We start from the raw sequence: 23,523 nt of genomic DNA on the forward strand, positions 1-23,523 counted from the left end.
GGAACCCCAGTGAACCAGCACCACAACCCCGGCGGCGACGGCGCCGACGAGCTGTTCGAGCGCCTGGCGGCGGAGATGGCCGCCGAGGGCGGCGCCGCCGTGGTCGACCTGGACAAGGTCCGCGACCAGCGCCGCCCCCACATCCCCGCCCCGGCCACCGAGAGCGCCGACGACGACAGCCCGTCCGTCTACGTCGACCAGGCCGCGCCGAAGGGCGACGCGCTCGCCGAGCGGTGGGCGACCGCCCGCGGCTCCAAGCGCCGCCCGATCATCCCCGCCTGGGCCAAGTCCAAGGACGAACTCGCCACCGGGGCCCGCTGGCTGGGCGCGCACATCGCCCACACCGCCGGCTACCACGCCGTGCGCTCCCCGCTGTACGGGGCGAAGCTGCTCGGCCGGGCGCCGCGCGGCACGGTGCGCCTGGTCGGCGGCGCCTACCGGTGGGTGACCGACGCCGAGGCCAAGCCGCTGCGGGTCGCGGCGGTGCGCGCCGAGGACGTCGGCCAGTACCTGATCCTCGCCCGCCGCCGGGACGCCCGGGTCCGCGCCCGGGGCGCGATCCTGCTGCTCGCCTCCCTGATCGGCGCCGCGTTCACCGCGGTGCTGCTGGTCGCCACCCCCGGCTGGACCGCCCTGGCCGTCGCCACCGCCCTGGCCATGGCCCTCGGCGTGGCTGGCGGGCAGGCCGACCAGCCGCTCATCGACCGCGCGGTGGTCGCCACCAAGGTCCAGCGCCTGACCTCGGACATCGTGGTGCGGGCGCTCGGCGCGATGGGCATCGCCGAGGTCAACAAGGCCCTGGCCAAGGGCGGGCAGGGCATCACCTTCCCCGCCCCGATCACCCGCGACGGCCCCGGCTGGCGAGCCGACGTCGACCTGCCCTACGGCGTGACCGCGATCGACATCATCGAGCGCCGCGACCGCCTCGCCTCCGGCCTGCGCCGCCCGCTCGGGTGTGTGTGGCCCGAGCCGGTCCACGACCAGCACGCCGGACGCCTGATGCTGTGGGTCGGCGACCAGGACATGTCCCAGACCAAGCCCCCCGCCTGGCCCCTGGCCAAGGGCGGCACCACCTCGCTGTTCAAGCCGCTGCCGTTCGGCACCGACCAGCGCGGGCGCACCGTCGACATGACGCTGATGTTCGCGAACGTGCTGATCGGAGCCATGCCCCGCTTCGGCAAGACCTTCGCCCTGCGGGTGCTGATGCTCGCCGCCGCCCTCGACCCCACCGCCGAGCTGCACGTGTGGGAACTCAAGGGCACCGGTGACCTGGAGGACGCCGCGAAGGTGGCCGTCGACTACGGCTCCGGCCCGGACGACGAGACCATCGAAGGCACGGTCAACTCCCTGCGCTACGTCCACAAGGAGCTGGAGCGCCGCTCCAAGGTGATCCGCTCGCTGCCCAAGGAGCGCCGCCCCGAGAACAAGGTCACCCCCGAACTCGCCGCCGACCGCAGCCTGGGGCTGCACCCGCTGGTGCTCATCATCGACGAGTGCCAGGAGCTGTACTCCCACTCCGAGTACGGCAAGGAGGCCGGGGAGCTGTCCGAGGCCATCATCAAGCGCGGCCCCGCCATGGGCGTCATCCTGCTGCTGGCCACCCAGCGCCCGGACGTGAAGTCCCTGCCCGGCGGCGTCTCCGCCAACGTCGGCATCCGGTTCTGCCTGCGCGTCATGGGCCAGACCGAGAACGACATGGTGCTCGGCACCTCCGCCTACAAGAACGGGCTGCGGGCGACCACCTTCACCGCCAACGACAAGGGCATCGGCTACCTGGTCGGCGCCGCCACCGACCCGCAGATCGTCCGCTCCTTCTACATCGACGGCCCCGCCGCCGGCCGCATCATGGACCGCGCCCGCGCCGCCCGCATCGCCGCCGGCACCCTCGCCGGGATCGCCGCCGGCGAGGCCCCGCAGCGCGAGCAGAGCACCAGCGGCATCCTGGACGACCTGCTGGACATCTGGCCCGCCGCCGAGCCGAAGGTGTGGTCCGAGACCCTGGCCGCAGCCCTCGCCGCGCTCGACCCCGCCCGCTACGACGGCTGGGAGCCCGACCAGCTCGCCGCGGCCCTCAAGCCCTACGGCATCGACACCGTCCAGATCTCGCGCCGCATCGACGGCAAGCAGACCAACCGGCGCGGCGTCGAACTCGCCGCGATCCGCGACGCCATCACCCGGCGTGACGACAAGCGGTCCGCCTGACGCCCATCGGGGGTGCTACCGGTAGCGGGAGCCCCTGCTACCGGTAGCACCCCCGATAGCACCCCATCACCGCCCTGACCAGGACGCTAGCGGATAGCGCCCTGACCTCGCGAAACCCCGAAACCGCCGTCAGGAGCCCCTTTCATGACCCCCCTCGCCGCCGCTGCCGCCTGCCTCATGCTCGTCACTCTCTGCTATGCCGTGTTGTGTGCGGTCAGCCCGTTCACGACCTGCCGCAAGTGCTCCGGCTTCGGCGCCACCGCGCCCGGGCGCCTGCGCCGCCGCCCCCAGGCCTGCCGCCGATGCCACGGAAGCGGCCTTCGCCTGCGCCTCGGGCGGCGCCTGCACAACCACTCCCTGCGCGCCACCGAAGGCGCCCGCCGCCTGCGCGACGACGCCCGCCACTGACCCGCCCCGTCCCGTACGCCACCCCGGAAGGACCCCGCATGCTCATCACCGCGTCGCTGGCCGGCCTGCTCGGCCTGGCCACCGTCACCCTGGTCTACCTCAAGCGCGTCACCCTCGGCGCCGCCATCGTCCTGTGGGTCGGCGGCTTCACCGCCGCCTCCACCGGCCTGGCCGGACCCGTCAACGACCTCCTCGGCGCGCTCCTGAGCGCCGTCAACCACCACTGACGGCCCGCACCGTGACCGCCCCCGCCGCGATCCGGCCCCTCGCCGCCGTCCACCTGCGCGAAGCCCTCACCGCCGCCGCCGACCAGCGCCCGGCCGCGGCCCTCGCCGCCCTCATGCACATCGACCCCCAGTCCTGGACCGCGATCGAGCAGCGCGCCGCGCTGCTCGGCGCCGACCTGGTCGACCTGCTCGCCCACGCCGCCCGCACCGGAGGTACCCCGTGAGCACCACCGCCGCCGCCATCACCGCCGCCGTCCTCTTCGGCCCCGGCACCGTCCTCGGGGCCGCCGCCCTCATCACCCAGCGCGGCTCCCGCACCGACACCGCCGCCGTGATGCAGGTCCTCGCCGAGTCCGCCGCCGAACGCGCCCACCGGGCTGTGGCCGGAGCGGACACCGCCCCGCCCGACGGCGGCGAGGGCGCCCCCGCCCCCGCCGCCGAGCAGCCCGCCCCGCTCGCCACCGTCCACCAGTTCCCCGAAGGGCGGGTGCGGCGTGCGGCCTGATCACCAGCACGCCACCGTGCTGCGGGCGGTCGACCTGTTCGCCGGTGTCGGCGGCCTCGACCTGCCCGCCCGGGAGTTGGGCGTCCACGTGACCGGGATCGAGAAGAACCCGGACGCGTGCGCCACCCGCCGCGCCGCCGGGCTCGACACGATCGAGGACGACGTACGCCACCACGGGCCCGGCGACTTCCCCGACGCCCGCCTGCTGTTCGGCGGGCCGCCGTGCCAGCCGTTCAGCGCGGCCGGCACCGGAGCCGGACGCCGGGCCCTGGGCGACATCGTCGCCCTCGCCCACCGGCTCGCCGCCCGGCAGCCCGTCGCCCGCCACGGCCACACCCCGGTGGACGACCTGATCCGGCTCGTCCTCGAACCGCTGAGGTGGGCCCTCGACGCGTTGGACACCAGGCGGCCGTTCGAGGCGATCGTGCTGGAGCAGGTCCCGGCCGTCCTGCCCGTCTGGCAGACCTACGCCACCATCCTGCGGGCCGAGGGCTACAGCGCCGCCACCGGAACCGTGCGGGCCGAGCAGTACGGCGTCCCCCAGACCCGCAAACGCGCCGTCCTCATCGCCCGCCGAACCGGCACCGCAGCCCTGCCCGCGCCCACCCACCGGCCCTACACCAAGGGCACGCCCCGCACGGCCGGTGATCCCCGCCTGCTGCCCTGGGCCGCGATGGGCGGCGTCCTGCCCGAGCGCGGCCCGTTCACCGTCGTCTCCAACTACGGCACCGGCGGCGACCCCAAGGCCCGGGGACGACGCAGCAGCGCCGAGCCGTCCGCCACCGTCACCGGCAAGGTCTCCCGCGTCCGGGTGCTCGCCGACGACGGCACCGAGTCCCGCTTCACCTGGGCCGAGGCCGGCGCCCTGCAGTCCTTCCCCGCCGACCACCCGTGGACCGCCCGCGACATCGGCCAGCAGATCGGCAACGCCGTCCCGCCCCGCCTCGCCCACCACCTCATCACCGCCGCCCTCGACCACGCCTGACCAGCCAAGGAGGCACCCATGGGCTACGCCCACTACCTCATCGTCCGCAACGGTCAGGCGGTGGAAGCCGGGTACGCGGTCGCCGCCGAGTGCGACCAGTCGGGCTGCACCGTCGAGATCCGGCGTGGCCTGGACGCCCTGTGCGGCGAGACGCCCGGCGGCGACGAGCACGGCTGCGGCGGCTACTTCTGCGACGACCACCTGCACATCCCCCTGGTCGACCAGGACGGGTACCTGTGCGGCGGGTGCATGCCCGACGACGAGGACGACCCCGACGAGGACGGCGAGGACTGGCAGCCCGGCCGGTGCGACCGCTGCACCGGCGGCGACCCCATCGAAACCCCGATCGGGCTCGTCTACTGCGCCTGCCGGATCGGTCAGGGCGCCGACCCCGAGAACTGCGCCTGCGGCCCCGCCGAGGACTGAGCGGCCTGTGCCGACCACCGCGCCGCCCGCCCCTCGCCGCTCGGCGGGGTGCGGGCGGTGCGGGGGACGGACAGCCCGCCCCGCCGAAGCCCCGGAGGCTCGCATGGCCAAGCGCACCTACCTCGACCCGCGCCAGATGGGCGCCGACAACATCGGCGACGCCGCCCGCCTCTTCCTGCTCGGCGTGCGCATCGTCCGCGCCGAGAACCGCGGCAAGTCCACCAAGCGCCTGGAGAACAAGGCCGACCGCCTCCAGCAGGAGGCGTTCGACCGCTGGGACGCCAAGTACGGCGCCCCCGACGAGGCCTGACCCGCGGTGGGCGGCCCGCTCGACTGGCGCGACGCCCGCCACTTCGACCGCACCGGCGACCGCCCCTGCCGCTGGTGCGGCCGCCCCACACCGCTCCGGGACGACCACCGCAGGCCCTCACACAAGGTCTGCGCCGAGAACGCGCTGAACAACGACGGCGGCGGCCCCCTTCCACCAAGAACCGGGACCGCCGCCAATCCAGCACAGAACTGGAGGCATCCAGCATGACCCACCCGACCCCGATCCGGGGAGAGCACTTGCCCACCGCCCTCTCCCTGGCCGCCGCCGGCGTGCCCGCGCTCCCCCTGCGCGCCGGGAAGAAGACGTTCGGCAACTGCCGCCGCTGCACCAACAGCACCTGCGGCGGCCGGCCGAACATGAAGACCCCCGGCCCCTGCACCTGCCCGAAGCCGTGCCACGGCTGGGCCGCCGCCACCACCGACCCCGACATCCTCACCTCGCCCGCATGGGCTCAGGCGTGGGACGAGGCGGCCGCGGTGGCCTACCACCCCGGCGGCGCCGGGCTGACCGTCGTCGACCTCGACAACGCGGAAGCCATCGCGTGGGCGCGCGAGACCCTGCCCGCCACCCGGACCGTGTCCACCACCCGGGGCGAGCACTGGCTCTACCAAGGCACCATGCCTTCGCGGAACGGGGTGCGGCCCGACGTGGACATCAAATCGTCGATGCAGTACGCCCGTTGGCTCGGCCCCGGCACCGGCACCCTCGCGGCCCTGCCGGACGTCGTCCGCGCCCTGATCGTGAAAGCGCCCGCACCGGTCCGGCCGGCGGCCGCCGCCGTGCCGGCCGGGGGCGGGACGTGCCCCCACCGCACGCCGGCCTTCCTGGCCCGGGGCATCGCCATGGCCGAGCAGCGCATCACCGAGGCCGCCAGCGCGGTGCACGCCACCGTGTTCGCGACGTTCCTCGCCGTGCTGGCCACGCACGGCCGGTGCGGGTGCATGACCGAAGCGCACACCGCCCGGCTGTTCACCGCAGCACAGGCCAAGGGCGAATCGCCCCGGCACTGCGCCGACGCCTGGGCCAACGCCCGCACCAGGCTGGGGATGTAGCCGTGGCCGAGGACGAGAAGAACCCGGCGCGCGTGGTCGTCGCCGACTACGCCCGCCAGCACTTCCGGTACTTCCGCACCGCCGACGGCGCCGTGTACGCGCAGCGCACCGGCCACCCCGTGGCCCGGCCGATCCGCTCCCAGGGAACCACCGGCAGCCACCGCCAGGAACTCATGGCCGGCCTGTTCAAGGACGGGCGCGGCGTCTTCAACGGCACCGCCATCAAGGAGGCGTTGGACTTGATCGAAGCACTCGCACTGACCGAGGACGTCCAGCCCGTCCACATCCGGGTCGCCCCCGGGTTCGACGGAGCGACCTGGCTCGACCTCGGGCGCGCCGACGGGCAGTCCGTGCGCATCCACCCCACCGGCTGGGACATCACCGTCCCGGACCTGCGTGAGGTCTGCTGGAAGCGCACCCAGCTCACCGGCGAACTCCCACTGCCCGCCCGGGACACCGACGGCAAGGGCATCGACCTGCTGCTGAGGCTGACCAACTTCGCCGACGCCGCGACCGAGTGCCTCGCCATCGCGTGGCTGATCGGGTGCCTGGGGCCGTCCGTGCCCGTCCCGGCCCCGTTCCTCACCGGCCCGCAGGGCGCTGGCAAGTCCACCGGCGGCCGGATGCTGGTGCGGATCGTGGAGGGGATGAGCGGGGACCTGCGCCGGGCCCCGAAGGGCGAGGAAGACCTGATCGCGGCGGTCGCGGCCGGGTGGGTCACCGCCCTGGACAACCTGAGCCACATGGGCCCGGACCTGTCCGACGCCATGTGCTGCATCGTCACCGGCGCCGAGTCCGTCAAGCGTGCCCTGTTCACCGACGGGGACGTCCACCGCTCCGCCTACCGCCGGCCGCTGCTGCTGACCGGCATCGACGTCGGCGTCATCCGGCCCGACCTCGCCGAACGCCTGCTGCCCCTGCGGCTGGAGCGCCCCCGTATCCGGCGCACCGAGGCGGAGCTGTGGGCGGAGTACGCCGAGGTGCTGCCCGTCGTCCTCGGGTCCCTGCTCGACCTGACGGTCAAGGTCCGCGCCGCCGAGGCCGAGACCCCGACCGACCTGCGCATGGCCGACTTCGCGCACCTGTGCGCGCAGCTCGACGCCGCGACCGGCTTCGGATCGCTGGCCGCCTACCGGGCCAGCCTGGACGACCTGAACGACGACGTCATCGAGGGCGACCTGTTGGCGCAGACCGTCCTCCAGCACGCCGAGACCATCGCCCCGGGACAGGCGCAGCGCATGTCGTCCACGGAGTGGCTGCAGTGCCTGGGTCGGCTCTACAGCGGGGACGAGCTGCGTCCCGTGCCCAAGGGCTGGCCGACCACCGGCAAGGTGCTGTCCGACCGGCTCAAGCGCCTCCAGCCCACCCTTGCGGCCCGGGGCGTCCTCATCGACTCCGGCCGTACGAAGGAGCGCCGCTACCTCGAAATGGCCCGACCGGCGGCCCCTGTCGAGCACGAGCAGACCCGGCTGCTCTGACCGCTCCGGACAAGCAAGAAGAGCACCCGGCTCCGTCCCGGGCGGGTGCTCTTCTTGCTGTTCGGCGAAGCCGCCCAAAGGTCGTGCCGCGCAGCGGCTCCTTCTTCACGCTCTGAGGCGCGCCTAACTACAGCAACAGCCCCCATTCTTTTCCTAAGTAGGAAGACGCTGCGTCACCTGCGTCACACGGCCTCGGAAATGGCCTCTGACCTGCGCCGAAGAGGGTGACGCAGACGACGGCCGCTGCGTCATCCTGCGTCACCTGCGTCATCGCATGACGCGGCCGGTGACGCACCGGTGACGCAGACCCCGCCCGCTGCGTCACACAAAACCGCAGGTCACAGACCTGAATGACGCAGATGACGCGATGACGCAGAAATCCCCACCTCGGACAAACACGCCCCGCGAAGCCCCCTTCGGCCCCCTGAATCCGGGCCCGTTCTCCAACCCGCAGAGGAGTACGCCTTGGCCAACCACCGCACGCCGCCCGCACCGGCTCTGCCGGAGCAGCTGCTGAACGTCGCCCAGGTCGCAAAGCTGCTCGGCACCTGGGAGACCAGCGGCGAACGCTTCCCTCGCCGGCTGATCGAGGAACGCCGGATCACCTTCGTCAAGGTCGGGCGCCTCGTTCGAATCCCGGCCTCCGCCGTCGCCGAACTCATTGCCGCCAACACCGTGCAGCCCATCAACGCCCGCCGCACCGCCACGAACAGGAACGCCGCCTGATGGCCAACAAGAAGAACAGCCGCCGCCGCTTCGGCGCCGTCCGCCAGCTCCCCTCCGGCCGCTGGCAGGTTCGCTACCGCGACCCGCTCACGGGCGCGCTGCGGCCCGATGAGAAGACGTACGCCACCAAGACCGACGCCGAGGTGAGGCTGAGTCAGCTCGAAGCCGACATCAGCCGCGAGAAGTGGGTCGACCCGGACGCCGGGAACGTGAACTTCGGCGAGTACGCGACCCGGTGGCTCAAGGAGCGCAAGCTGGAGGAGACCACGCGGGAGCGGTACGAGACGGCTCTTCGGCTGCACATCCTGCCCACGCTCGGCCCGCGATTCATCGTGCAGATCACCCCGCAGCGGGTACGGAGCTGGCGGACCCGCCTGCTGGAGTCCGGGGTTGGTGAGCCGACCGTGGTCAAGGCGTACCAGATGCTGCGGGCCATCATGAACACCGCCCTCGACGACGAGTTGATCAAGCGCAACCCGTGCCGGATCAAGGGCGCCGACACGTACGACGTCCCCGAGCGACCGGTCCTCTCGGTGCCCGAGGTCTTCGCCGCGGCAGATGCCATCGCGCCCCGGTGGCGTGCCCTGGTCCTGATCACCGCGTTCACCACGCTGCGGTTCGGCGAGCTGGCCGCCCTCCGCCGGCGGGACGTCGACCTCGATGCCCGGCTCCTCCGGGTCCGCCGCAACCAGGCCGAGCTGTACAACGGGAGGCTCTACGACAAGGCCCCGAAGAGCCGCGCCGGGTTCCGCCCGGTGGCCTTCCCCGCCTCGATCGTGGACGCCCTGCGGCACCACCTTGAGCACTACGCGGGGCAGGGCGCGAACGGCCACATGTTCATCGGACCGCGCGGTGGCCGGCTGCGCCGGAGCAACTTCCGGGACGACTGGACCGCCGCGAAGGCGAAGGCGAAGATCTCGACGGACGTGCACTTCCATGATCTGCGTCACACCGGAAACACTCTCGCCTCGCAGAGCGGAGCGAGCACCCGGGAGCTCATGACCCGCATGGGTCACAGCACCGCACGGGCCGCGCTGATCTACCAGCACATGACCAGCGACCGCGACCGGGCCATCGCCGACCGGATGGGCGAGATGGTCGAAAAGGAGCTGGAGAAGGGGGCCCCGCCGGACGGATCTGGCACGGACGTGGCACAGGACGACTAGCGGTCCAGAACGACGAAGGCCCGGGCCGGAGGGATTGCCCCTCTGGCCTGGGCCTTTTTCGTCTTCTGTGGTGTGCCCCAGGCAGGATTCGAACCTGCGACACCGGCTTTAGGAGAGCCGTGCTCTATCCCCTGAGCTACTGAGGCGGGCCGGTCGGTGACCAGGCGGTTCACAGCGTACCGGATCGGGGGTGGGCCGGGGGTGGCGGATCGGGGTGGGAGGGGTGGGGCGGGGGTCTGACGGGGGGACAGCGGAGGGGGCGCCGGGCGGGCCGGGCTCCCCCTCCGCCGGGAGGGTCAGAGGACGCGCAGCAGGCGGGACTGGATGGACGGCGGGTCCAGGTCGGACTGGAGGGCCACCCGGACCTCCGTCTTGCTGTCGCCCGCGCCGACCCGCAGCGTGCCGACCTCCTTGCCCGCCACCTCGTGGTGCTGCAGGGCGAAGGGGTCCATGGTGATGGTGCCGTTGACGCCCGGGAAGCCGGGCACCACGAGGTCGTTGGTCGCGACGACCGAGACCTTGCCGCCGAGCCCGTCGTCCACGGTGCCGACGACGTCGCCCTTCTTCACCACGGTCTGGCCGGTCAGCCCGTTCTGCGCGGCCTGGATCTGCTTGCCGCTGACCTTGAGGACGGTGGGCAGGATGCCGTCGCCCGGGTTCGGGGAGGTGGCCTGCTGGCCGAGGGTGACGCCGAGGATCAGCCGCTTCACGCCGCCGATGTCCTTGTAGGCGGCCCACATCAGGCAGCCGCCGGCCGGGGTGCTGGAGCCGGTCTTGACGCCGATGACGCCGGTCTTCGGGTTGATCAGGTTGTTGGTGTTGGAGATCTTCACGTTGTTGAACGTGGTGTCCGGGGTGGAGACGATCTGCCGGAAGATCTCGTCCTGCATGACCTGCTCGGCCAGCTTCAGCTGGTCCTTCGCGGTGGACTTGGTGTCCGCGTTGTAGCCCGCCGGGTCGGCGTAGGTGGTGTTGGTCATGCCGAACTTGGCCGCGGTGTCGTTCATCTGCTTGACGAACGCCTCCTCGGAGCCGGAGTGGAAGCGGGCGAGCAGCCGGGCCACGTTGTTGGCGGACGGCAGCATCAGCAGTTCCAGCGCCTGGTACTCGGTGAGCTCCTGGTTCTCGGTGAGCGTCACCCGGGACTCGTCGGCGTTGCCGGACTCCTGCGCGGCCTGCTTGTCGACCTTGATCTTGGGGCCGCTCTCCCCCTTCTTGAGCGGGAACTTCTGCAGGATCAGGTAGGCGTTCATCACCTTGGTGACGCTGGCGATCGAGGCCGGCGTCTCCTGGCCCGAGCTGCCGAGGCTGCCCACGCCGACCACCTCGGCGGCGGACTGGCCCTTGGCCGGCCAGGCGATGTCGAGCTGGTCGCCGGAGAAGCTGAAGCTGCCCGCGGCCGTCATCCGCAGCTTCGGGTCCGGCAGCGGGCGCAGCAGCTGGGCCACGACGACCGCGCCGAGCACCACGGCCAGGAACGCCGTCCAGATGGTGATCCGCTTGAGCGCGCGCCGCAGCGGCGAGACCGGGCGGGCGTTGAGGGTGGCCAGCACCTCCATCGCCTCGGCCGTGTTCTCCGGTGAGGGCAACGGCTGGGGCTGGGGCTGCGGCTGGGGCGGCAGCTGCGGGGAGGGCAGCGGCTCGGGCCGGGGCAGCGGCGGGACGGGCGGCACCGGCCGCGGGTCCGGCTCGGGCAGCGGCGTCGGCGCGGGGGCGGGGCCCGGCTTCGGCTTCGGGGCCGGTTCGGGCAGGGGTTCCGGGGTCGGGTCCGGCTCGGGCAGCGGAGCGGGCTCCGGGGGCTCGGGGACGCTCCCGGCCGCGGCAGCGGCGGGCGGAGTCGCGGGAGCCGCAGGAGTCGCAGGAGCCGCGGGAGCGCGCAGCGGCTTGGGCTTCTCCAGCTTCTCGGACCGGCCCGACTGCGCCGCCCCGCCCGACTCCTGACCAGGCTGCCCGCTCTTGGTCAGTGCGACGGGCGCGGTGGCCTCGGCGGCGGCGTCGTCGGGCGTGTCGGCTCCGTCGTCCGCCTTCTCGGTCTTGTCGGCCTGCTCGGCCCGCTCGGCCTTCTCCGGCGTCTCCGCCTTCTCCGGCTTCTCGGCGCTGCGGTCCGGCTTGTCCGCCTCATCCGCCTTGTCCGCGGCCTTCCCGGCGGCTTCCTCCGCCACCGCGGTGGTCCGCATGGCGAGACGCGGGTCGGCGACGGGCGGCCGCTCGGCGGTCCCCTTCTTGCCGTCCGCCTCCGGCGCGTCCTTCTCCTCCCCCGCGTCGCCGTCGGAACCGTCCTCGTCGGCGGGCTTCAGCAGCTCGTCCGGCAGTCGCAGCGCGGTGGTCTTGTTGTCCACCGGCAGGCGCAGCATCGTCGTCCGGCTGTCCACATCCCGGACACGGAGCTCCACGGTCAGGCCGCCCTTGGCGCCCGCCTTCGGCGCGTCGGCACTGCCGTCGACACTTCCGTCGACGGCAGTGCCGGCAGCGGCCTCGACGGAAGTGTCGGCCGCGGAGGATGCGTCAGCGGACGCGTCGGGGGAGACGTCAGCGGGAGCCCCGGCTGACGCCCCGGCAGCCGTCGCGCCCGTCCGTTCGCGTTCGCGGTCCCGCTCCCGCTCGCCGTCCCTCAGCACCCTGTCGGGGGACTCGCCCACGTATCCCAGCCTCCTCAACGCCCGGCGGGGCATCGGCAGACCCGATTTCGGGAAGCCGACGCCCCGCCCCGTGTACCTGTACAGTCTCCGCCACCGGCGGCCGATCCAGCCGCGCACACCCCGCCCGACCGGGGCTTATTGCCGCCGCACGGCCGCAGCGCGGTCTGTTCAAGGGTCAGACGCCGGGCCCGAGGCCGCCGGTTCCGCGCCTTCACCGCAAGGTCACGATTCGGAGGCGTACTCGACAAGCCCGTGTGAGAGGCGTCACCCTGTCTCTCATCCACGCGGGGAGGCTTGGATGGGCAAGAGCCGCAGAACTGTTCCCGAGGAACTCTTGCTGCTCGCTTTGGACCCGACCACGGGTACCACGGCGCAGCCGCAGACCCTCGACCTCGGACTCGCCGGGGCCCAGCTCGTCGAGCTGTCCCTGGCCGGACGGATCGTACCGGAGGGCGACCGGATCGCCGTCGTGCTCGCACGGCCGACCGGGGACCCGACGCTCGACCACGCACTGGAACTGCTGCGCCGACGCGGCAGTCCGGTCCGCGCGGCGCACTGGATCGGCGGGCCCCGGCTGGGGCTGCGACAGACGTACCTGGCGCACCTGGAGCGCTGCGGCATGGTCACGGCCGTGCCGGGGCAGGTGTGCGGGGTGCTGCCGACGACCCGGTACCAGGCGTCCGACGACTGCACCAACGCCGCGATCAAGCAGCGGCTCGACACCGCGATCCGCACCGGCGTGCCGCCGGACCCGCGGACGGCCGCGCTCGCGGCCCTCGCCCACTCGGTGGGGCTGGGCAAGCACCTGTACCCGGGCAACGAGGGCCGGTCCTCACGGTCGCGGCTGCGCGACCTGATCCGGTACGACCCGCTGGGCGGGATGGTCGCGCACGCCGTGATGGACGTGCAGAACGGCCTGCCCGCGCAGCAGAACCGTTCATCCCAGGGTCCCGGGGCCGGTTCCGGGGCCGGTTCCGGTCGCTCCGGCGCCCGGGCCGCCGGCCGGGCACCGGGCGGGCGGGTCTCCGCTCCCCGGGTCGGGGTGCGCTGACCGGGAGGACCGCCGGGCCCGTACCGGGCGACGGCCTCCACGGCATACCCGGCGCGCACCGCACCGTTCGCGCCCCTCGGCGGCGCTGAACGACCCGTCGCACGTCTCCGCACCACCGGGACGACCGGTACCACCCGCACCTCCGGCACCATCCGCACCGCGAAAAGCACGAGAAGCACAACAAGCACGAGAAGCACGAGGAGCACAGAGGGGCGGTCGCCCCGCGACGCAAGTCGCCCGGCGACCGCCCCTCTGCCGTTCCCGCAGGCCCGTCGAGGCCCATCGCACGCACCCGGTTCGAGTCGCCGAGCCGCATTACCACCTGGGAGCTTCCGCTGTCTCACGGACGCGCTTTTCCGATGATCTGTTCTACTGCGCTGCTGTGATTCCCCGGCGCCGACCTGGCCCAAGGTGACATGCTGCTCCAAGTCAGGGGGGTTGGTCCCAATGTCCGAAGTGTTCCGAGGGCTGCCGTTCCAACGATCACCAGAGGTTCGGCCGGAGGTCGACGTGTCCGCGAACATCAATCCCACCGTGCGCCGCCGACGGCTCGGCTCCGAGCTGCGCAAACTCCGCGAAGGCCTGGGGATGACGGCGGAGGAGGTGGCCGGCCGGCTGATGGTCTCCCAGTCGAAGATCAGCCGACTGGAGAACGGCCGCCGCAGCATCAGCCAGCGCGACGTGCGCGACCTCTGCGACGTGTACAACGTGGCCGACGAACAGATGCGCAGCAGCCTGATGGAGATGGCCAAGGAGTCCCGCCAACGCGGCTGGTGGCACGACTTCAACGACATGCCGACCCCGTACAGCGTCTACATCGGGCTGGAGGCCGAGGCCTCCTCGATCCGCGCGTACGAGTCCTCCTTCATCCCCGGGCTGTTGCAGACCGAGCAGTACGCCCAGGCGGTGGTCGAGGGCACCCAGCCGGACACCGACGCGATCGCGGTGCAGCGCCGGGTGCAGGTACGGATGAAGCGCCAGGAGCGCGTCCACGGCGAGAACCAGCTCGGCAGCCTGTGGACCGTCATAGACGAGGCGGCGCTGCGCCGCGAGGTCGGCAGTCGCGAGGTCATGGCCCGCCAGCTGCGGCAGATGCTGGAGCTGAGCCTGCGCCCGAACATCACCATCCAGGTGATCCCGTTCTCGCACGGTGCCCACCCCGGCATGACCGGGACATTCTCCCTGCTGGAGTTCCCGGAGTCAGCCGATTCCACGGTTGTCTACTTCGAAGGTGTGACGAGCGATCTCTACCTGGAGAAGGAGGCCGATGTGCGCCGCTATACCGGTCTGTACGACTACCTGAGAGCGGCCGCGCTCGGTGTCGCGGAGAGCCGGTCGCTGATAGCCGACATCGAAAAGGGATACCACGAATGAGCACCCCCGCCGAGCACGGAACCCGTTGGCGCAAGAGCAGTCACAGCGGAGGCCAGGGCGCCTGCGTGGAGATCGCCGGACCGGCCGCGGGAGCGGTCGCGGTCCGGGACTCCAAGGACCCGGCCGGGCCGCAACTGCGCTTCTCCACCCAGGCCTGGAACGCCTTCGCCTCGGCTGCGGCCGCGGGGGCCTTCGGCGAGGTCTGAACGGGACCCGTGCTCGGCCCGGTTGCCCGTAGCGCCGGCCGTCGCCCCGAGCGGCGGTCGGCGCTACGGGCAACTGCCGTTCCGGGGGCGGTCCTTCACGAGGGCGTCAGCCGGAACGGCAGTCCGCCGGGGCTCAGTGCGCCACCGGGTAGCGGACGGCCCAGTCGGCCCCCTCCGGGCTCTGCCGGTCGTGCAGTTCGGTGCCGTGGGTCAGCTCCAGGGCGAAGTCGTCGGCGAGTTCGAGGATCGCCCCGCGCCCCTCCAGCCCCGCGACCAGGCCCGGCGGCAGGGCGGTGTCGCCGTGCAGCACACCGAGCAGGTTGCCGCATATCGCGCCGGTGGAGTCGCTGTCCCCGGAGTGGTTGACGGCCAGCAGCAGGCCCGAGCGGACGTCGTGGGCGACCAGCGCGCAGTAGACCCCGATGGCCAGCGCCTCCTCGGCGACCCAGCCCTCCCCCAGCGCCTCGACCCGCTCGGCGGACGGCTCGCCGGCCCGGACCGCGTCCAGCGCGGCCCGCAGCGCGGCGGTGGTCTCCTCGTGCGCGTGCCGCTCGGAGAGCAGGGCCAGCGCCAGGTGCACGCCCTCCTCCAGGGTGCCGCCGCGGGCGACGGCCTGGACGATCACCGCGAACGCGCCCGCCGCGAGGTAGCCGGTGGGGTGGCCGTGGGTGAGCACCGAGCACTCCACCGCGAGCTGGAACACCAGGCCCGGCTCCCAGGTGGTGAGCAGCCCGAAGGGCGCCGCCCGGACCACCGTGCCGCAGCCCTTGGAGTGCGGGTTCTTGGGCCGCTCCAGGGTGCCGAGCCGCTCGCCGTCCGGTCCGGAGAGGCCGGTCAGGCAGCCCTGGCCGGGGGCGCGCTGGGCGTACAGCCACTCCTCGCGGCCGAGCCAGCCGAGGTCGGGGCGGCGCTCGTCCGGGCCCCAGTCGCGCTGGGTGGCGGCCCAGCGCAGGTAGGCCAGGTGGAGGTCGGTCGGCGGGTGCCAGCTGCCGGTGTCACGCCGGATGTGGGCGCGGATCAGGCCGTCCACGGTGAACAGGCTGAGCTGGGTGTCGTCGGTGACGGCGCCGGTGCGCCCGTAGGCGGGGAGGTAGCCGGTGACGCCCTGCGGGCCGTGCTGGGCCCGGATCTTCTCCAGCGATTCGAACTCGACGCCGGCGCCGAGCGCGTCACCGATGGCACCGCCGAGCAGGCAGCCGCGCACGCGGCTGCGGAAGTCCTGCTGCTGGGCTCGTGACCACAGGGGCATCACGACGGGGCGCCTTTCGTCGGGGTCGGGGGCCGCGCGCACGGCCGGGGCCGCCGATGCGCCCTGGCACTGTACTTCGAAGGCTTGAACGAAAGGACGGCATCCCACGGAGTCCGCCGCCCCCGCCCGGCCCCTGCCCAGCCCCTGCCCAGCCCCTGCTCAGCCCCGGCCGGCACCGTCCCTACCCGCACGACCCCTGCCCGTACGGCCCCCGCCCCGGCCGCCGCCCGTACGGCGGCCGGGGTCCCGGTGCCCGGCCTCAGTCGAGGACGGGCAGCAGCTCCGGCAGGTGCCCGTCCGAGGCGAGCGCCGCCGCCCGCCGCTCGGCGGGCACCTCGCCGTAGAGGGTGGTGCGCTGGCGGTGCGGGCGCCCGGCCGCCTCGGCGATCGCCTGGAGGTCGCGCACCGACTTGTAGCTGCCGTACGCCGAGCCGGCCATCCGCGAGATGGTCTCCTCCATCAGCGTGCCGCCGAGGTCGTTGGCGCCGGAGCGGAGCATCTCGGCGGCGCCCTCCGCGCCCAGCTTGACCCAGCTGGTCTGGATGTTGGGGATGTGCGGGTGCAGCAGCAGCCGGGCCATCGCGACCACGGCGCGGTTGTCCCGGGCGGTCGGGCCGGGGCGGGCGATGCCGGCCAGGTAGACCGGGGCGTTGGTGTGGATGAACGGGAGGGTGACGAACTCGGTGAAGCCGCCCGTCCTCTGCTGGATCTCGGCGAGCAGCCGCAGGTGCCCGAGCCAGTGCGCGGGGGTGTCCACGTGCCCGTACATCATGGTGGACGAGGAGCGGATGCCCAGCTCGTGCGCGGTGCTGACCACCTCGACCCAGGTCGCGGCCGGCAGCTTGCCCTTGGTGAGCACCCAGCGGACCTCGTCGTCGAGGATCTCGGCGGCGGTGCCGGGGATGGTGTCCAGGCCCGACTCCTTGGCCCGCTGCAGCCAGTCGCGGATCGACAGCCCGGTCCTGGTGGCGCCGTTGACCACCTCCATCGGGGAGAAGGCGTGCACGTGGATGCCGGGCACCCGCTCCTTCACCGCGCGGGCGATGTCGAAGTAGGCGGTGCCGGGCAGGTCCGGGTGGATGCCGCCCTGCATGCACACCTCGGTGGCGCCCACCTCCCAGGCCTGCGCGGCCCGTTCGGCGACCTGCTCCAGGGAGAGGGTGTAGGCGTCGGCGTCGGTGCGGCGCTGGGCGAAGGCGCAGAAGCGGCAGCCGGTGTAGCAGACGTTGGTGAAGTTGATGTTCCGGGTGACGCAGTAGGTGACGTCCTCGCCGACCGCCGCCTTGCGGACGTCGTCGGCGATCCGGCACAGGGCGTCCAGGGCCGGGCCGTCCGCGTGGAACAGCGCCAGCGCGTGCTCGTCGGTGAGCCTGGTCGGGTCGTCGGCGGCCACCGCCAGCGCCTCGCGCAGGTCCCCGGCGAGGCGCTCGGGCGCGCCCTTGGCCAGCACCTGCTCGCGCAGCACCTCCCAGTCGCCGTACACGTCCTCGAAGTCGGCCCGGCGGTCGCCGGTGCGGCCCTCGGTGTCGACGGCGGTGTGCAGGTCGGTCCGGCCGTACGACTCCGGCAGGTCCTCGGGCTCCTGCCAGGGGTGGCCCTGGACGGTCGCGTCCGGGTTGGCCAGGCCGGTGGCCGGGTCGGCCAGGGCGCGGACGTGCGGCAGCACCCGCGGGTCCAGCCAGGGTTCGCCGCGCAGCACGTACTCGGGGTAGACGGCGAGGCGCTCGCGCAGGGTGAAGCCGGCCGCGGCGGAGCGCTCGGCGAGGCGGTCGATCTGCGGCCAGGGGCGCTCGGGGTTGACGTGGTCCGGGGTGAGCGGGGAGACGCCGCCCCAGTCGTCGACGCCGGCGGCGATCAGCCGCTCGTACTCGCCGTCGACCAGGTTCGGCGGCGCCTGGAGGCAGGCGGTCGGGCCGAGCAGGTGCCGGGCGACCGCCACCGTGGCGACCAGCTCGTCCAGTTCGGCGTCGGGCATGCCGCGCATCGCGGTGTCCGGCTTGGCGCGGAAGTTCTGCAGGATCAGTTCCTGGACGCCGTGGTAGGCCCGGGAGACCTTGCGCAGCGCGAACAGCGACTCGGCGCGCTCCCGGTACGTCTCGCCGATGCCGATCAGCAGGCCGCTGGTGAAGGGGACGGAGCTGCGGCCCGCGTCCTCCAGCACCCGCAGCCGGACGGCGGGTTCCTTGTCCGGGGAGCCGAAGTGCGGGCCGCCGGGCTCGCTCCACAGCCGGGTGGCGGTGGTCTCCAGCATCATGCCCATGGACGCCGAGACGGGCTTGAGGCGCTGGAAGTCCGTCCAGCTCAGCACCCCGGGGTTGAGGTGCGGCAGCAGGCCGGTCTCCTCCAGGATGCGGATCGACATCGCCCGGACGTAGGCGATGGTGTCGTCGTAGCCGTGCGCGTCCAGCCACTCGCGGGCCTCGGGCCAGCGGTCCTCGGGCTTGTCGCCGAGGGTGATCAGGGCTTCCTTGCAACCGAGTTCGGCCCCGCGCCGGGCCACCTCCAGCACCTCGTCCGGGGACATGAACATCCCGTGGCCGGCCCGGCGCAGCTTGCCGGGGACGGTGACGAAGGTGCAGTAGTGGCACTTGTCGCGGCAGAGCCGGGTGAGCGGGATGAAGACGCTCTTGGAGTAGGTGATGACGCCGGGGCGGCCGGCCGCCTCCAGGCCGGCGTCGCGGACCCGGGCGGCGCTCGCACAGAGGTCGAGCAGGTCCTCGCCCTTGGCCTGGAGCAGCACGGCGGCCTCGGTGAGGTCGAGGGCCACGCCGTCCCGGGCGCGACGCAGGGCGCGTCGCATGGCGTTCGCGGTCGGAGGGTTGCTTGCGTCCGTGGCGGTTCCGTCCATGGCGCGACCCTACGCCAGGGTGGTACGGCGGGATGACCCAACCCTGAGGCCGTCTCAGGGTCGGCGTACCTACCAGGTTCACCTCGAAGTGCCCCTGCAGGGCGATGACGTGGCGGCGGCACCGGCCTCTAATGGAGGGGCAGGGCCAAACGCACGGGTTCGTAGAGGAGTTGAGGAAGCCATGACCAATGAGACGGCGGGGGAAGACCGTTCGGACGGCGCGGTGCCGTACCGCTCGCGGCGGCGCACCCTGGTGCGCGCCGGGGTGCCGGTGGCGGTGGCGGCGGTGATCGCCGCCGGGGTCGGGCTGGTGCCGGCGCTGGCCGCCGACTCGCCGCCCGACCTGCCGCAGCTGTCCGCCGAGCAGGTGGTGGCCAAGGTGCTCGGCTCCGACGCCCAGACCCTGTCCGGGACGGTCTCCGTCTCCACCGACCTCGGGGTGCCCAGCCAGCTGCTGGGCGCGGCCGCGGGCAGCCTCGGCGCGGCGGCCGGGCACGGCGGCGGCGGGGGCGGCGCGACCGCGGACCCACAGGCCAAGCTGCTCGGCCTGCTCGGCGGCGACCAGACGCTGCGGGTCGCGGCGGACGGCCCGGACCGTCAGCGGGTCGACCTGATGGAGAACATGGCCGGCTACACCCTGGTCCACAACGGCGACCAGAGCTGGGCCTGGGACAGCTCGACCAACACCGCCCTGCACATGACCGGGCGTCCGGCCGACCACGCCGACCACGCCGGGAAGCCGAAGACCCCGCTCACCGGGGTGCCGACCACCCCGCAGGAGGCCGCCAAGCAGTTCCTGACCGGGAGCGCCGGCACCACCTCCGTCACGGTCGACGGGACGGCCAACGTGGCCGGGCAGAAGGCCTACCAGCTGAGCGTCAAGCCGACCCAGTCCGGCTCGACCGTCGCCGAGGTGCGGATCTCGGTGGCGGCCGACAACGGGGTGCCGCTCGCGGTGGTGGTGAAGTCCACCGACGGCTCCACCGTGCTGGACGTGCACTTCACCGACGTCTCCTTCGCCAAGCCGGCCGCCAAGACCTTCGACTTCACCGTGCCCAAGGGCGCCAAGGTGACGGAGCAGAAGGCGGACGCGGCGGCCAAGGGGCACGACGCCCAGGGCAAGCAGGACCAGGGCGACGCGGCCAAGGGCGCCGAGGGCGCCAAGGGCCACGACGGCGTGAACGTGATCGGCGAAGGCTGGACGGCCGTGGTCTCCACCCAGCTGCCCGCCGCCGTCGAGGCGCCGGACCAGGCATCCGGCGCGGCGCCGAAGGCCGACGGCAAGAAGGGCAAGCACCAGAGCCGGGCGATGAACCCGCAGGCGCTGGTGAAGTCGCTGGGCAAGCCGGTCGGCGGCGGCACCCTGATCAGCACCAAGGTCGTCAACGTCCTGCTCACCGACGACGGCCGGGTCTTCGCCGGCGCGGTGACCCTGCCGGTCCTCCAGCACGCCGCCGGGGTGAACTGACGGATGACCGAGACTCCCGTAACGGGGGACGTTACGGAGTCGGCCGGGGGTCCGGGCGCCGCTGCGCGCCCGGCCCCCGTGCCTCCAGCTCCTTCCGCTTCCCCGGCCTCCCGCACCTCCGCCGGCTCCGACTCCGGCACCGACGACGTGATCAGGACCCGCGGCCTGACCAAGCGCTTCCACGGCGGCCAGCTCGCCGTCGACGGCCTGGACCTGACCGTGCCGCGCGGCTCCGTGTTCGGCTTCCTCGGCCCCAACGGCTCCGGCAAGACCACCACCATCCGGATGCTGATGGGCCTGATCGCCCCCACCTCCGGCCTGGCCACCGTGCTCGGCGAGTCGATGCCGCAGTCCGTCGCCTCCGTGCTGCCCCGGGTGGGCGCGCTGATCGAGGGCCCGGCGCTGTACGGCTTCCTCTCCGGCCGGGACAACCTGGTCCGCTTCGACGCCGCCGACCCGACCGCCGACCCGCGCACCCGCCGGCAGCGGGTCGAGACCGCGCTGGAGCGGGTCGGCCTGAGCGCCGCCGCGGGGAAGAAGGCCCGCGCCTACTCGCTCGGCATGAAGCAGCGCCTGGGCCTGGCCGCCGCGCTGCTGCAGCCGCGCGAGCTGCTGGTGCTGGACGAGCCGACCAACGGGCTGGACCCGCAGGGCATGCGGGAGATCCGGGCGCTGGTCCGGGAGGTCGCGGCGGAGGGCACCACGGTGTTCCTCTCCTCGCACCTGCTGGACGAGATCGAGCAGGTCTGCACCCACGCGGCGGTGATGTCCCGGGGCCGGCTGATCGTCCAGGGCACCGTCGCCGAGCTGGCCGCCCGGGCCCAGGGCCGGCTGGTGGTCCGCACCCCCGACGTGGCGCAGGCCGCGGAGGTGCTGGCGGCCCACCAGGTGGGCGCGCTGGTGCCCGGCGAGGGCCGGGTCGACGGCGAGCTGGGCGCGAGCGGTGACGAGGCGCTGCCCAAGCTGTGCGCGGCGCTGGTCGAGGCCGGGGTCCGGGTGCACGGGTTCGGGCTGGAGCGGGGCACGTTGGAGGACGCCTTCGTGGCGCTGACCGGGGAGGGCTTCGATGTCGCAGGCTGAGGCGTCGCGGGCTGAAGCCCCGCGGGCCGGGACCGAGCGGGCCGGGACGGTGCTGGTGGCCGGACGACGGCCGCAGACCGCGTCCGGGTTCCTGGCGCTGTTCCGCAACGAACTGCACCTGACCTTCCGCCGGATGCGCACCAAGGTGCTGCTCGGCATCCTGGCGGTGCTGCCGATCCTGATCGGGGTCGTGGTCAAGCTCAACACCGACAGTCCGCACGACGGCGGCGGCGGTCCGAGCTTCATCGCGCAGACCACCCAGAACGGGCTGTTCCTGGTGTTCACCGCGCTGGCGGTGGCCCTGCCGGTCTTCCTGCCGATGACGGTCGGCGTGGTCGCCGGGGACTCGGTGGCGGGCGAGGCCGCCACCGGGACGCTGCGCTACCTGCTGGTCGCCCCGGCCGGGCGGACCAGGCTGCTGGCCGCCAAGTTCACCGCCGGGCTGGTGTTCTGCCTGGCCGCCACCGCGGCGGTAGCGGTGACGGCACTGGCCGCGGGCGCCGCGCTGTTCCCGCTCGGCGAGGTCACCCTGATCTCCGGGGACACCATCGGCTTCGGCGACGCCCTGCTGCGCGCGGTGCTGGTGGCCGGGGTGGTCGCGGTCTCGCTGGCCGGGCTGGTGGCGATCGGGCTGTTCGTCTCCACCCTCACCGGCAGCGGCATCGCGGCGATGGCCGCGACCGTCGGGCTGGTGATCACGGTGCAGATCCTGGACGCCTTCCCGCAGCTCGACGCGATCCGGCCGTTCCTGTTCACCCACTACTGGATGAACTTCTCGGACCTGCTGCGCGAGCCGATGTACTGGGACGGCGTGTGGAAGGACCTCGGCCTCCAGGCCGCCTACGTCGCCGTGTTCGGCTCGGCGGCCTGGGCCCGGTTCACCAGCCGCGACATCAGCGCGTGACCGGCGGGCCCGTCAGCGCGTGACGGACTCCGCGACGGACTCCGTCACGGGTTCCGCCACGGGCTCCGCGACGGCGGCGGGCTGCGGCACGGCCGCGGCCCGCCCGGCGCGGTCGGCCCGCACCTGGCGCAGCGCGTCCCAGGTGAGCAGCGCGAGCGCGGCCCACACCAGGGCGAAGCCGGCCCAGCGCGCGGGCGGCATCGACTCGTGGAACACCGCGACACCGATCAGGAACTGGAACACCGGCGCCAGGTACTGCAGCAGGCCGAGCACCGTCAGCGGCACCCGGACGGCGGCCGCGCCGAAGAACAGCAGCGGGATCGCGGTGATCACGCCGCTGAGCATCAGCAGCCCGGAGTGCCCCCAGCCGTACGAGCCGGCCACCGTGTGCCCGAAGGTGCCGCGCCCGCTGACCTCCAGGTAGACGAGGTAGCCGAGGGCGAAGGGGAACATGAAGGCGCTCTCCGCGGCCAGGCTCTCCAGCCCGCTCAGCCCGACCTGCTTCTTCAGCAGGCCGTAGGTGGCGAAGGAGAGCGCCAGGGTGAGCGCGATCCAGGGCAGCTGCCCGTAGGCGGCACTCAGCACCGCGACGGCGGCCGCGCCGATGCCGACGGCCGTCCACTGCGCACCGCGCAGCTTCTCCTTGAGCACCAGGACGCCGAAGCCGATGGTGACCAGCGGGTTGATGAAGTAGCCGAGGCTGGTCTCCACCACGTGGCCGTTGTTGACGGCCCAGATGTAGACGCCCCAGTTGACGGAGATCACCGTGGCCGCGCCGGCCAGCATGGCGAGCCGGCGGGGCTGGCGCAGCAGCGGGCGTATCCAGCTCCAGTGCCGCTGGGCGACCAGCATCAGCACCACCGCGACCAGGGACCAGACCATCCGGTTGGCCAGGATGTCGTCGGCGGCGCCGGGCTCCAGCAGGGGCCAGAACAGGGGGAAGAGCCCCCAGATCCCGTAGGCCGCCATGCCGTACCAGAGGCCTCGGCCGCTGTCCTGCTGGGTCGTCTGTGGCATGGCCGAGTGCCCTCCCGCGCGCGCGAATATCGATGCGACGGTAGCTGGCGGGAGGGCGGACTGTCATCTCCGTTGCCGGATTTTGGTCATGACAGTGCTTGCATGCTGGACAGGCCCGGTGTTCGGGCCGGTCAGTGCCGGTCGGAGCGCACCGGAGGCCGGGGCCGGCCTCCGGTGGCCG

General features: G+C 73.2%; 22 protein-coding genes and 1 tRNA gene. 18 read left to right on the top strand and 5 right to left on the bottom strand.

Annotated elements, in window-relative coordinates; all coding sequences use genetic code 11:
• The first annotated feature begins 9 nt into the window (after nucleotides 1-9).
• The 12 genes from ACFVXG_RS07715 to ACFVXG_RS07770 all read left to right on the top strand — a co-directional run bounded on the left by ACFVXG_RS07715 (nucleotide 10) and on the right by ACFVXG_RS07770 (nucleotide 9,506).
• A complete protein-coding gene (locus ACFVXG_RS07715) occupies nucleotides 10-2,202 on the top strand; it encodes a cell division protein FtsK (protein WP_387925305.1) in 2,193 nt (730 codons plus the stop codon).
• Between the two features lie 144 nt (nucleotides 2,203-2,346).
• Nucleotides 2,347-2,610, top strand: coding sequence for a hypothetical protein (locus tag ACFVXG_RS07720; RefSeq protein WP_387925307.1), 264 nt, complete (start codon nucleotides 2,347-2,349; stop codon nucleotides 2,608-2,610).
• Between the two features lie 38 nt (nucleotides 2,611-2,648).
• Nucleotides 2,649-2,837, top strand: a complete 189-nt coding sequence (locus tag ACFVXG_RS07725) for a hypothetical protein (protein WP_387925308.1) — start codon at nucleotides 2,649-2,651, stop codon at nucleotides 2,835-2,837.
• An 11-nt stretch (nucleotides 2,838-2,848) separates the two neighbouring features.
• Nucleotides 2,849-3,061, top strand: coding sequence for a hypothetical protein (locus tag ACFVXG_RS07730; protein WP_387925310.1), 213 nt, complete (start codon nucleotides 2,849-2,851; stop codon nucleotides 3,059-3,061).
• Nucleotides 3,058-3,342, top strand: a complete 285-nt coding sequence (locus ACFVXG_RS07735; RefSeq protein WP_387925312.1) for a hypothetical protein — start codon at nucleotides 3,058-3,060, stop codon at nucleotides 3,340-3,342. The genes ACFVXG_RS07730 and ACFVXG_RS07735 overlap by 4 nt, the downstream gene beginning before the upstream one ends.
• Nucleotides 3,332-4,327 carry a DNA cytosine methyltransferase gene (locus tag ACFVXG_RS07740; RefSeq protein ID WP_387925314.1) on the top strand — a complete coding sequence of 332 codons (996 nt, stop codon included), beginning with the start codon at nucleotides 3,332-3,334 and terminating at the stop codon, nucleotides 4,325-4,327. Before ACFVXG_RS07735 ends, ACFVXG_RS07740 begins: the two co-directional genes overlap by 11 nt.
• An 18-nt stretch (nucleotides 4,328-4,345) precedes the next feature.
• Complete coding sequence (locus ACFVXG_RS07745; protein WP_387925316.1) at nucleotides 4,346-4,753, top strand: hypothetical protein; 408 nt, start codon at nucleotides 4,346-4,348, stop codon at nucleotides 4,751-4,753.
• A 103-nt stretch (nucleotides 4,754-4,856) separates the two neighbouring features.
• A complete protein-coding gene (locus ACFVXG_RS07750; RefSeq protein WP_387925318.1) occupies nucleotides 4,857-5,063 on the top strand; it encodes a hypothetical protein in 207 nt (68 codons plus the stop codon).
• Nucleotides 5,064-5,287: 224 nt separating this feature from the next.
• The gene (locus tag ACFVXG_RS07755) at nucleotides 5,288-6,136 is read left to right on the top strand and encodes a bifunctional DNA primase/polymerase (RefSeq protein ID WP_387925319.1); all 849 of its coding nucleotides are present in this window, start codon (nucleotides 5,288-5,290) and stop codon (nucleotides 6,134-6,136) included.
• A 2-nt stretch (nucleotides 6,137-6,138) separates the two neighbouring features.
• On the top strand, nucleotides 6,139-7,614 hold the full coding sequence (locus ACFVXG_RS07760) for an ATP-binding protein (RefSeq protein ID WP_387925321.1): 1,476 nt from the start codon (nucleotides 6,139-6,141) through the stop codon (nucleotides 7,612-7,614).
• Between the two features lie 498 nt (nucleotides 7,615-8,112).
• On the top strand, nucleotides 8,113-8,340 hold the full coding sequence (locus ACFVXG_RS07765) for an excisionase family DNA-binding protein (protein WP_387925759.1): 228 nt from the start codon (nucleotides 8,113-8,115) through the stop codon (nucleotides 8,338-8,340).
• Complete coding sequence (locus tag ACFVXG_RS07770) at nucleotides 8,340-9,506, top strand: tyrosine-type recombinase/integrase (RefSeq protein WP_387925323.1); 1,167 nt, start codon at nucleotides 8,340-8,342, stop codon at nucleotides 9,504-9,506. The genes ACFVXG_RS07765 and ACFVXG_RS07770 overlap by 1 nt, the downstream gene beginning before the upstream one ends.
• A 73-nt stretch (nucleotides 9,507-9,579) precedes the next feature.
• On the opposite strand, the gene ACFVXG_RS07775 is transcribed toward ACFVXG_RS07770, so the two are convergent.
• Together ACFVXG_RS07775 and ACFVXG_RS07780 are read right to left on the bottom strand one after the other, a co-directional pair.
• Nucleotides 9,580-9,652 (bottom strand) — tRNA-Arg (locus ACFVXG_RS07775).
• Between the two features lie 150 nt (nucleotides 9,653-9,802).
• A complete protein-coding gene (locus ACFVXG_RS07780; RefSeq protein WP_387925325.1) occupies nucleotides 9,803-12,145 on the bottom strand; it encodes a D-alanyl-D-alanine carboxypeptidase in 2,343 nt (780 codons plus the stop codon).
• A gap of 298 nt (nucleotides 12,146-12,443) precedes the next feature.
• Between ACFVXG_RS07780 and ACFVXG_RS07785 the strand changes: the two genes are divergently transcribed.
• The 3 genes from ACFVXG_RS07785 (at nucleotide 12,444) to ACFVXG_RS07795 (ending at nucleotide 14,776) form a co-directional block, all read left to right on the top strand.
• Nucleotides 12,444-13,196, top strand: a complete 753-nt coding sequence (locus ACFVXG_RS07785) for a GPP34 family phosphoprotein (protein WP_387925326.1) — start codon at nucleotides 12,444-12,446, stop codon at nucleotides 13,194-13,196.
• A 510-nt stretch (nucleotides 13,197-13,706) separates the two neighbouring features.
• Complete coding sequence (locus ACFVXG_RS07790; RefSeq protein WP_350505096.1) at nucleotides 13,707-14,570, top strand: helix-turn-helix transcriptional regulator; 864 nt, start codon at nucleotides 13,707-13,709, stop codon at nucleotides 14,568-14,570.
• The gene (locus ACFVXG_RS07795; RefSeq protein WP_350505095.1) at nucleotides 14,567-14,776 is read left to right on the top strand and encodes a DUF397 domain-containing protein; all 210 of its coding nucleotides are present in this window, start codon (nucleotides 14,567-14,569) and stop codon (nucleotides 14,774-14,776) included. The genes ACFVXG_RS07790 and ACFVXG_RS07795 overlap by 4 nt, the downstream gene beginning before the upstream one ends.
• 133 nt (nucleotides 14,777-14,909) lie before the next feature.
• Here the strand turns inward: ACFVXG_RS07795 and ACFVXG_RS07800 are convergent, their stop codons facing one another.
• Both ACFVXG_RS07800 and ACFVXG_RS07805 read right to left on the bottom strand, forming a co-directional pair.
• Entirely contained in the window at nucleotides 14,910-16,025 is a 1,116-nt protein-coding gene (locus ACFVXG_RS07800; RefSeq protein ID WP_387925328.1) for an ADP-ribosylglycohydrolase family protein, read from the bottom strand.
• 259 nt (nucleotides 16,026-16,284) lie between these two features.
• Nucleotides 16,285-18,873, bottom strand: coding sequence for a bifunctional FO biosynthesis protein CofGH (locus tag ACFVXG_RS07805; RefSeq protein WP_387925330.1), 2,589 nt, complete (start codon nucleotides 18,871-18,873; stop codon nucleotides 16,285-16,287).
• Between the two features lie 181 nt (nucleotides 18,874-19,054).
• On the opposite strand from ACFVXG_RS07805, the gene ACFVXG_RS07810 reads away from it, so the two are divergent.
• From ACFVXG_RS07810 to ACFVXG_RS07820, 3 genes are read left to right on the top strand one after another with little or no spacing between them, the layout of a single operon-like run.
• On the top strand, nucleotides 19,055-20,341 hold the full coding sequence (locus tag ACFVXG_RS07810) for an outer membrane lipoprotein carrier protein LolA (protein ID WP_387925332.1): 1,287 nt from the start codon (nucleotides 19,055-19,057) through the stop codon (nucleotides 20,339-20,341).
• A gap of 3 nt (nucleotides 20,342-20,344) precedes the next feature.
• Nucleotides 20,345-21,421: an ABC transporter ATP-binding protein gene (locus ACFVXG_RS07815; RefSeq protein WP_387925334.1), complete on the top strand. Its 1,077-nt coding sequence runs from the start codon at nucleotides 20,345-20,347 to the stop codon at nucleotides 21,419-21,421.
• Nucleotides 21,408-22,325 (top strand): ABC transporter permease, encoded by a 918-nt coding sequence (locus ACFVXG_RS07820; protein ID WP_387925335.1) that lies wholly within the window; start codon nucleotides 21,408-21,410, stop codon nucleotides 22,323-22,325. The genes ACFVXG_RS07815 and ACFVXG_RS07820 overlap by 14 nt, the downstream gene beginning before the upstream one ends.
• A gap of 12 nt (nucleotides 22,326-22,337) precedes the next feature.
• Here the strand turns inward: ACFVXG_RS07820 and rarD are convergent, their stop codons facing one another.
• A complete protein-coding gene (gene rarD, locus ACFVXG_RS07825; RefSeq protein WP_387925336.1) occupies nucleotides 22,338-23,342 on the bottom strand; it encodes an EamA family transporter RarD in 1,005 nt (334 codons plus the stop codon).
• Between the last annotated feature and the right edge of the window lie 181 nt (nucleotides 23,343-23,523).

The sequence above is a fragment of the Kitasatospora sp. NPDC058162 genome (genome assembly GCF_042884005.1).
Lineage (GTDB): Bacteria > Actinomycetota > Actinomycetes > Streptomycetales > Streptomycetaceae > Kitasatospora.

Coding starts and splice junctions, on each gene's coding strand:
- ACFVXG_RS07815 (WP_387925334.1), top strand. CDS start 20,345: ATGACCGAGACTCCCGTAACGGGGGACGTTACGGAGTCGGCCGGGGGT.
- ACFVXG_RS07820 (WP_387925335.1), top strand. CDS start 21,408: ATGTCGCAGGCTGAGGCGTCGCGGGCTGAAGCCCCGCGGGCCGGGACC.
- ACFVXG_RS07725 (WP_387925308.1), top strand. CDS start 2,649: ATGCTCATCACCGCGTCGCTGGCCGGCCTGCTCGGCCTGGCCACCGTC.
- ACFVXG_RS07810 (WP_387925332.1), top strand. CDS start 19,055: ATGACCAATGAGACGGCGGGGGAAGACCGTTCGGACGGCGCGGTGCCG.
- ACFVXG_RS07770 (WP_387925323.1), top strand. CDS start 8,340: ATGGCCAACAAGAAGAACAGCCGCCGCCGCTTCGGCGCCGTCCGCCAG.
- ACFVXG_RS07720 (WP_387925307.1), top strand. CDS start 2,347: ATGACCCCCCTCGCCGCCGCTGCCGCCTGCCTCATGCTCGTCACTCTC.
- rarD (WP_387925336.1), bottom strand. CDS start 23,342: ATGCCACAGACGACCCAGCAGGACAGCGGCCGAGGCCTCTGGTACGGC.
- ACFVXG_RS07785 (WP_387925326.1), top strand. CDS start 12,444: ATGGGCAAGAGCCGCAGAACTGTTCCCGAGGAACTCTTGCTGCTCGCT.
- ACFVXG_RS07755 (WP_387925319.1), top strand. CDS start 5,288: ATGACCCACCCGACCCCGATCCGGGGAGAGCACTTGCCCACCGCCCTC.
- ACFVXG_RS07805 (WP_387925330.1), bottom strand. CDS start 18,873: ATGGACGGAACCGCCACGGACGCAAGCAACCCTCCGACCGCGAACGCC.
- ACFVXG_RS07750 (WP_387925318.1), top strand. CDS start 4,857: ATGGCCAAGCGCACCTACCTCGACCCGCGCCAGATGGGCGCCGACAAC.
- ACFVXG_RS07800 (WP_387925328.1), bottom strand. CDS start 16,025: ATGCCCCTGTGGTCACGAGCCCAGCAGCAGGACTTCCGCAGCCGCGTG.
- ACFVXG_RS07745 (WP_387925316.1), top strand. CDS start 4,346: ATGGGCTACGCCCACTACCTCATCGTCCGCAACGGTCAGGCGGTGGAA.
- ACFVXG_RS07795 (WP_350505095.1), top strand. CDS start 14,567: ATGAGCACCCCCGCCGAGCACGGAACCCGTTGGCGCAAGAGCAGTCAC.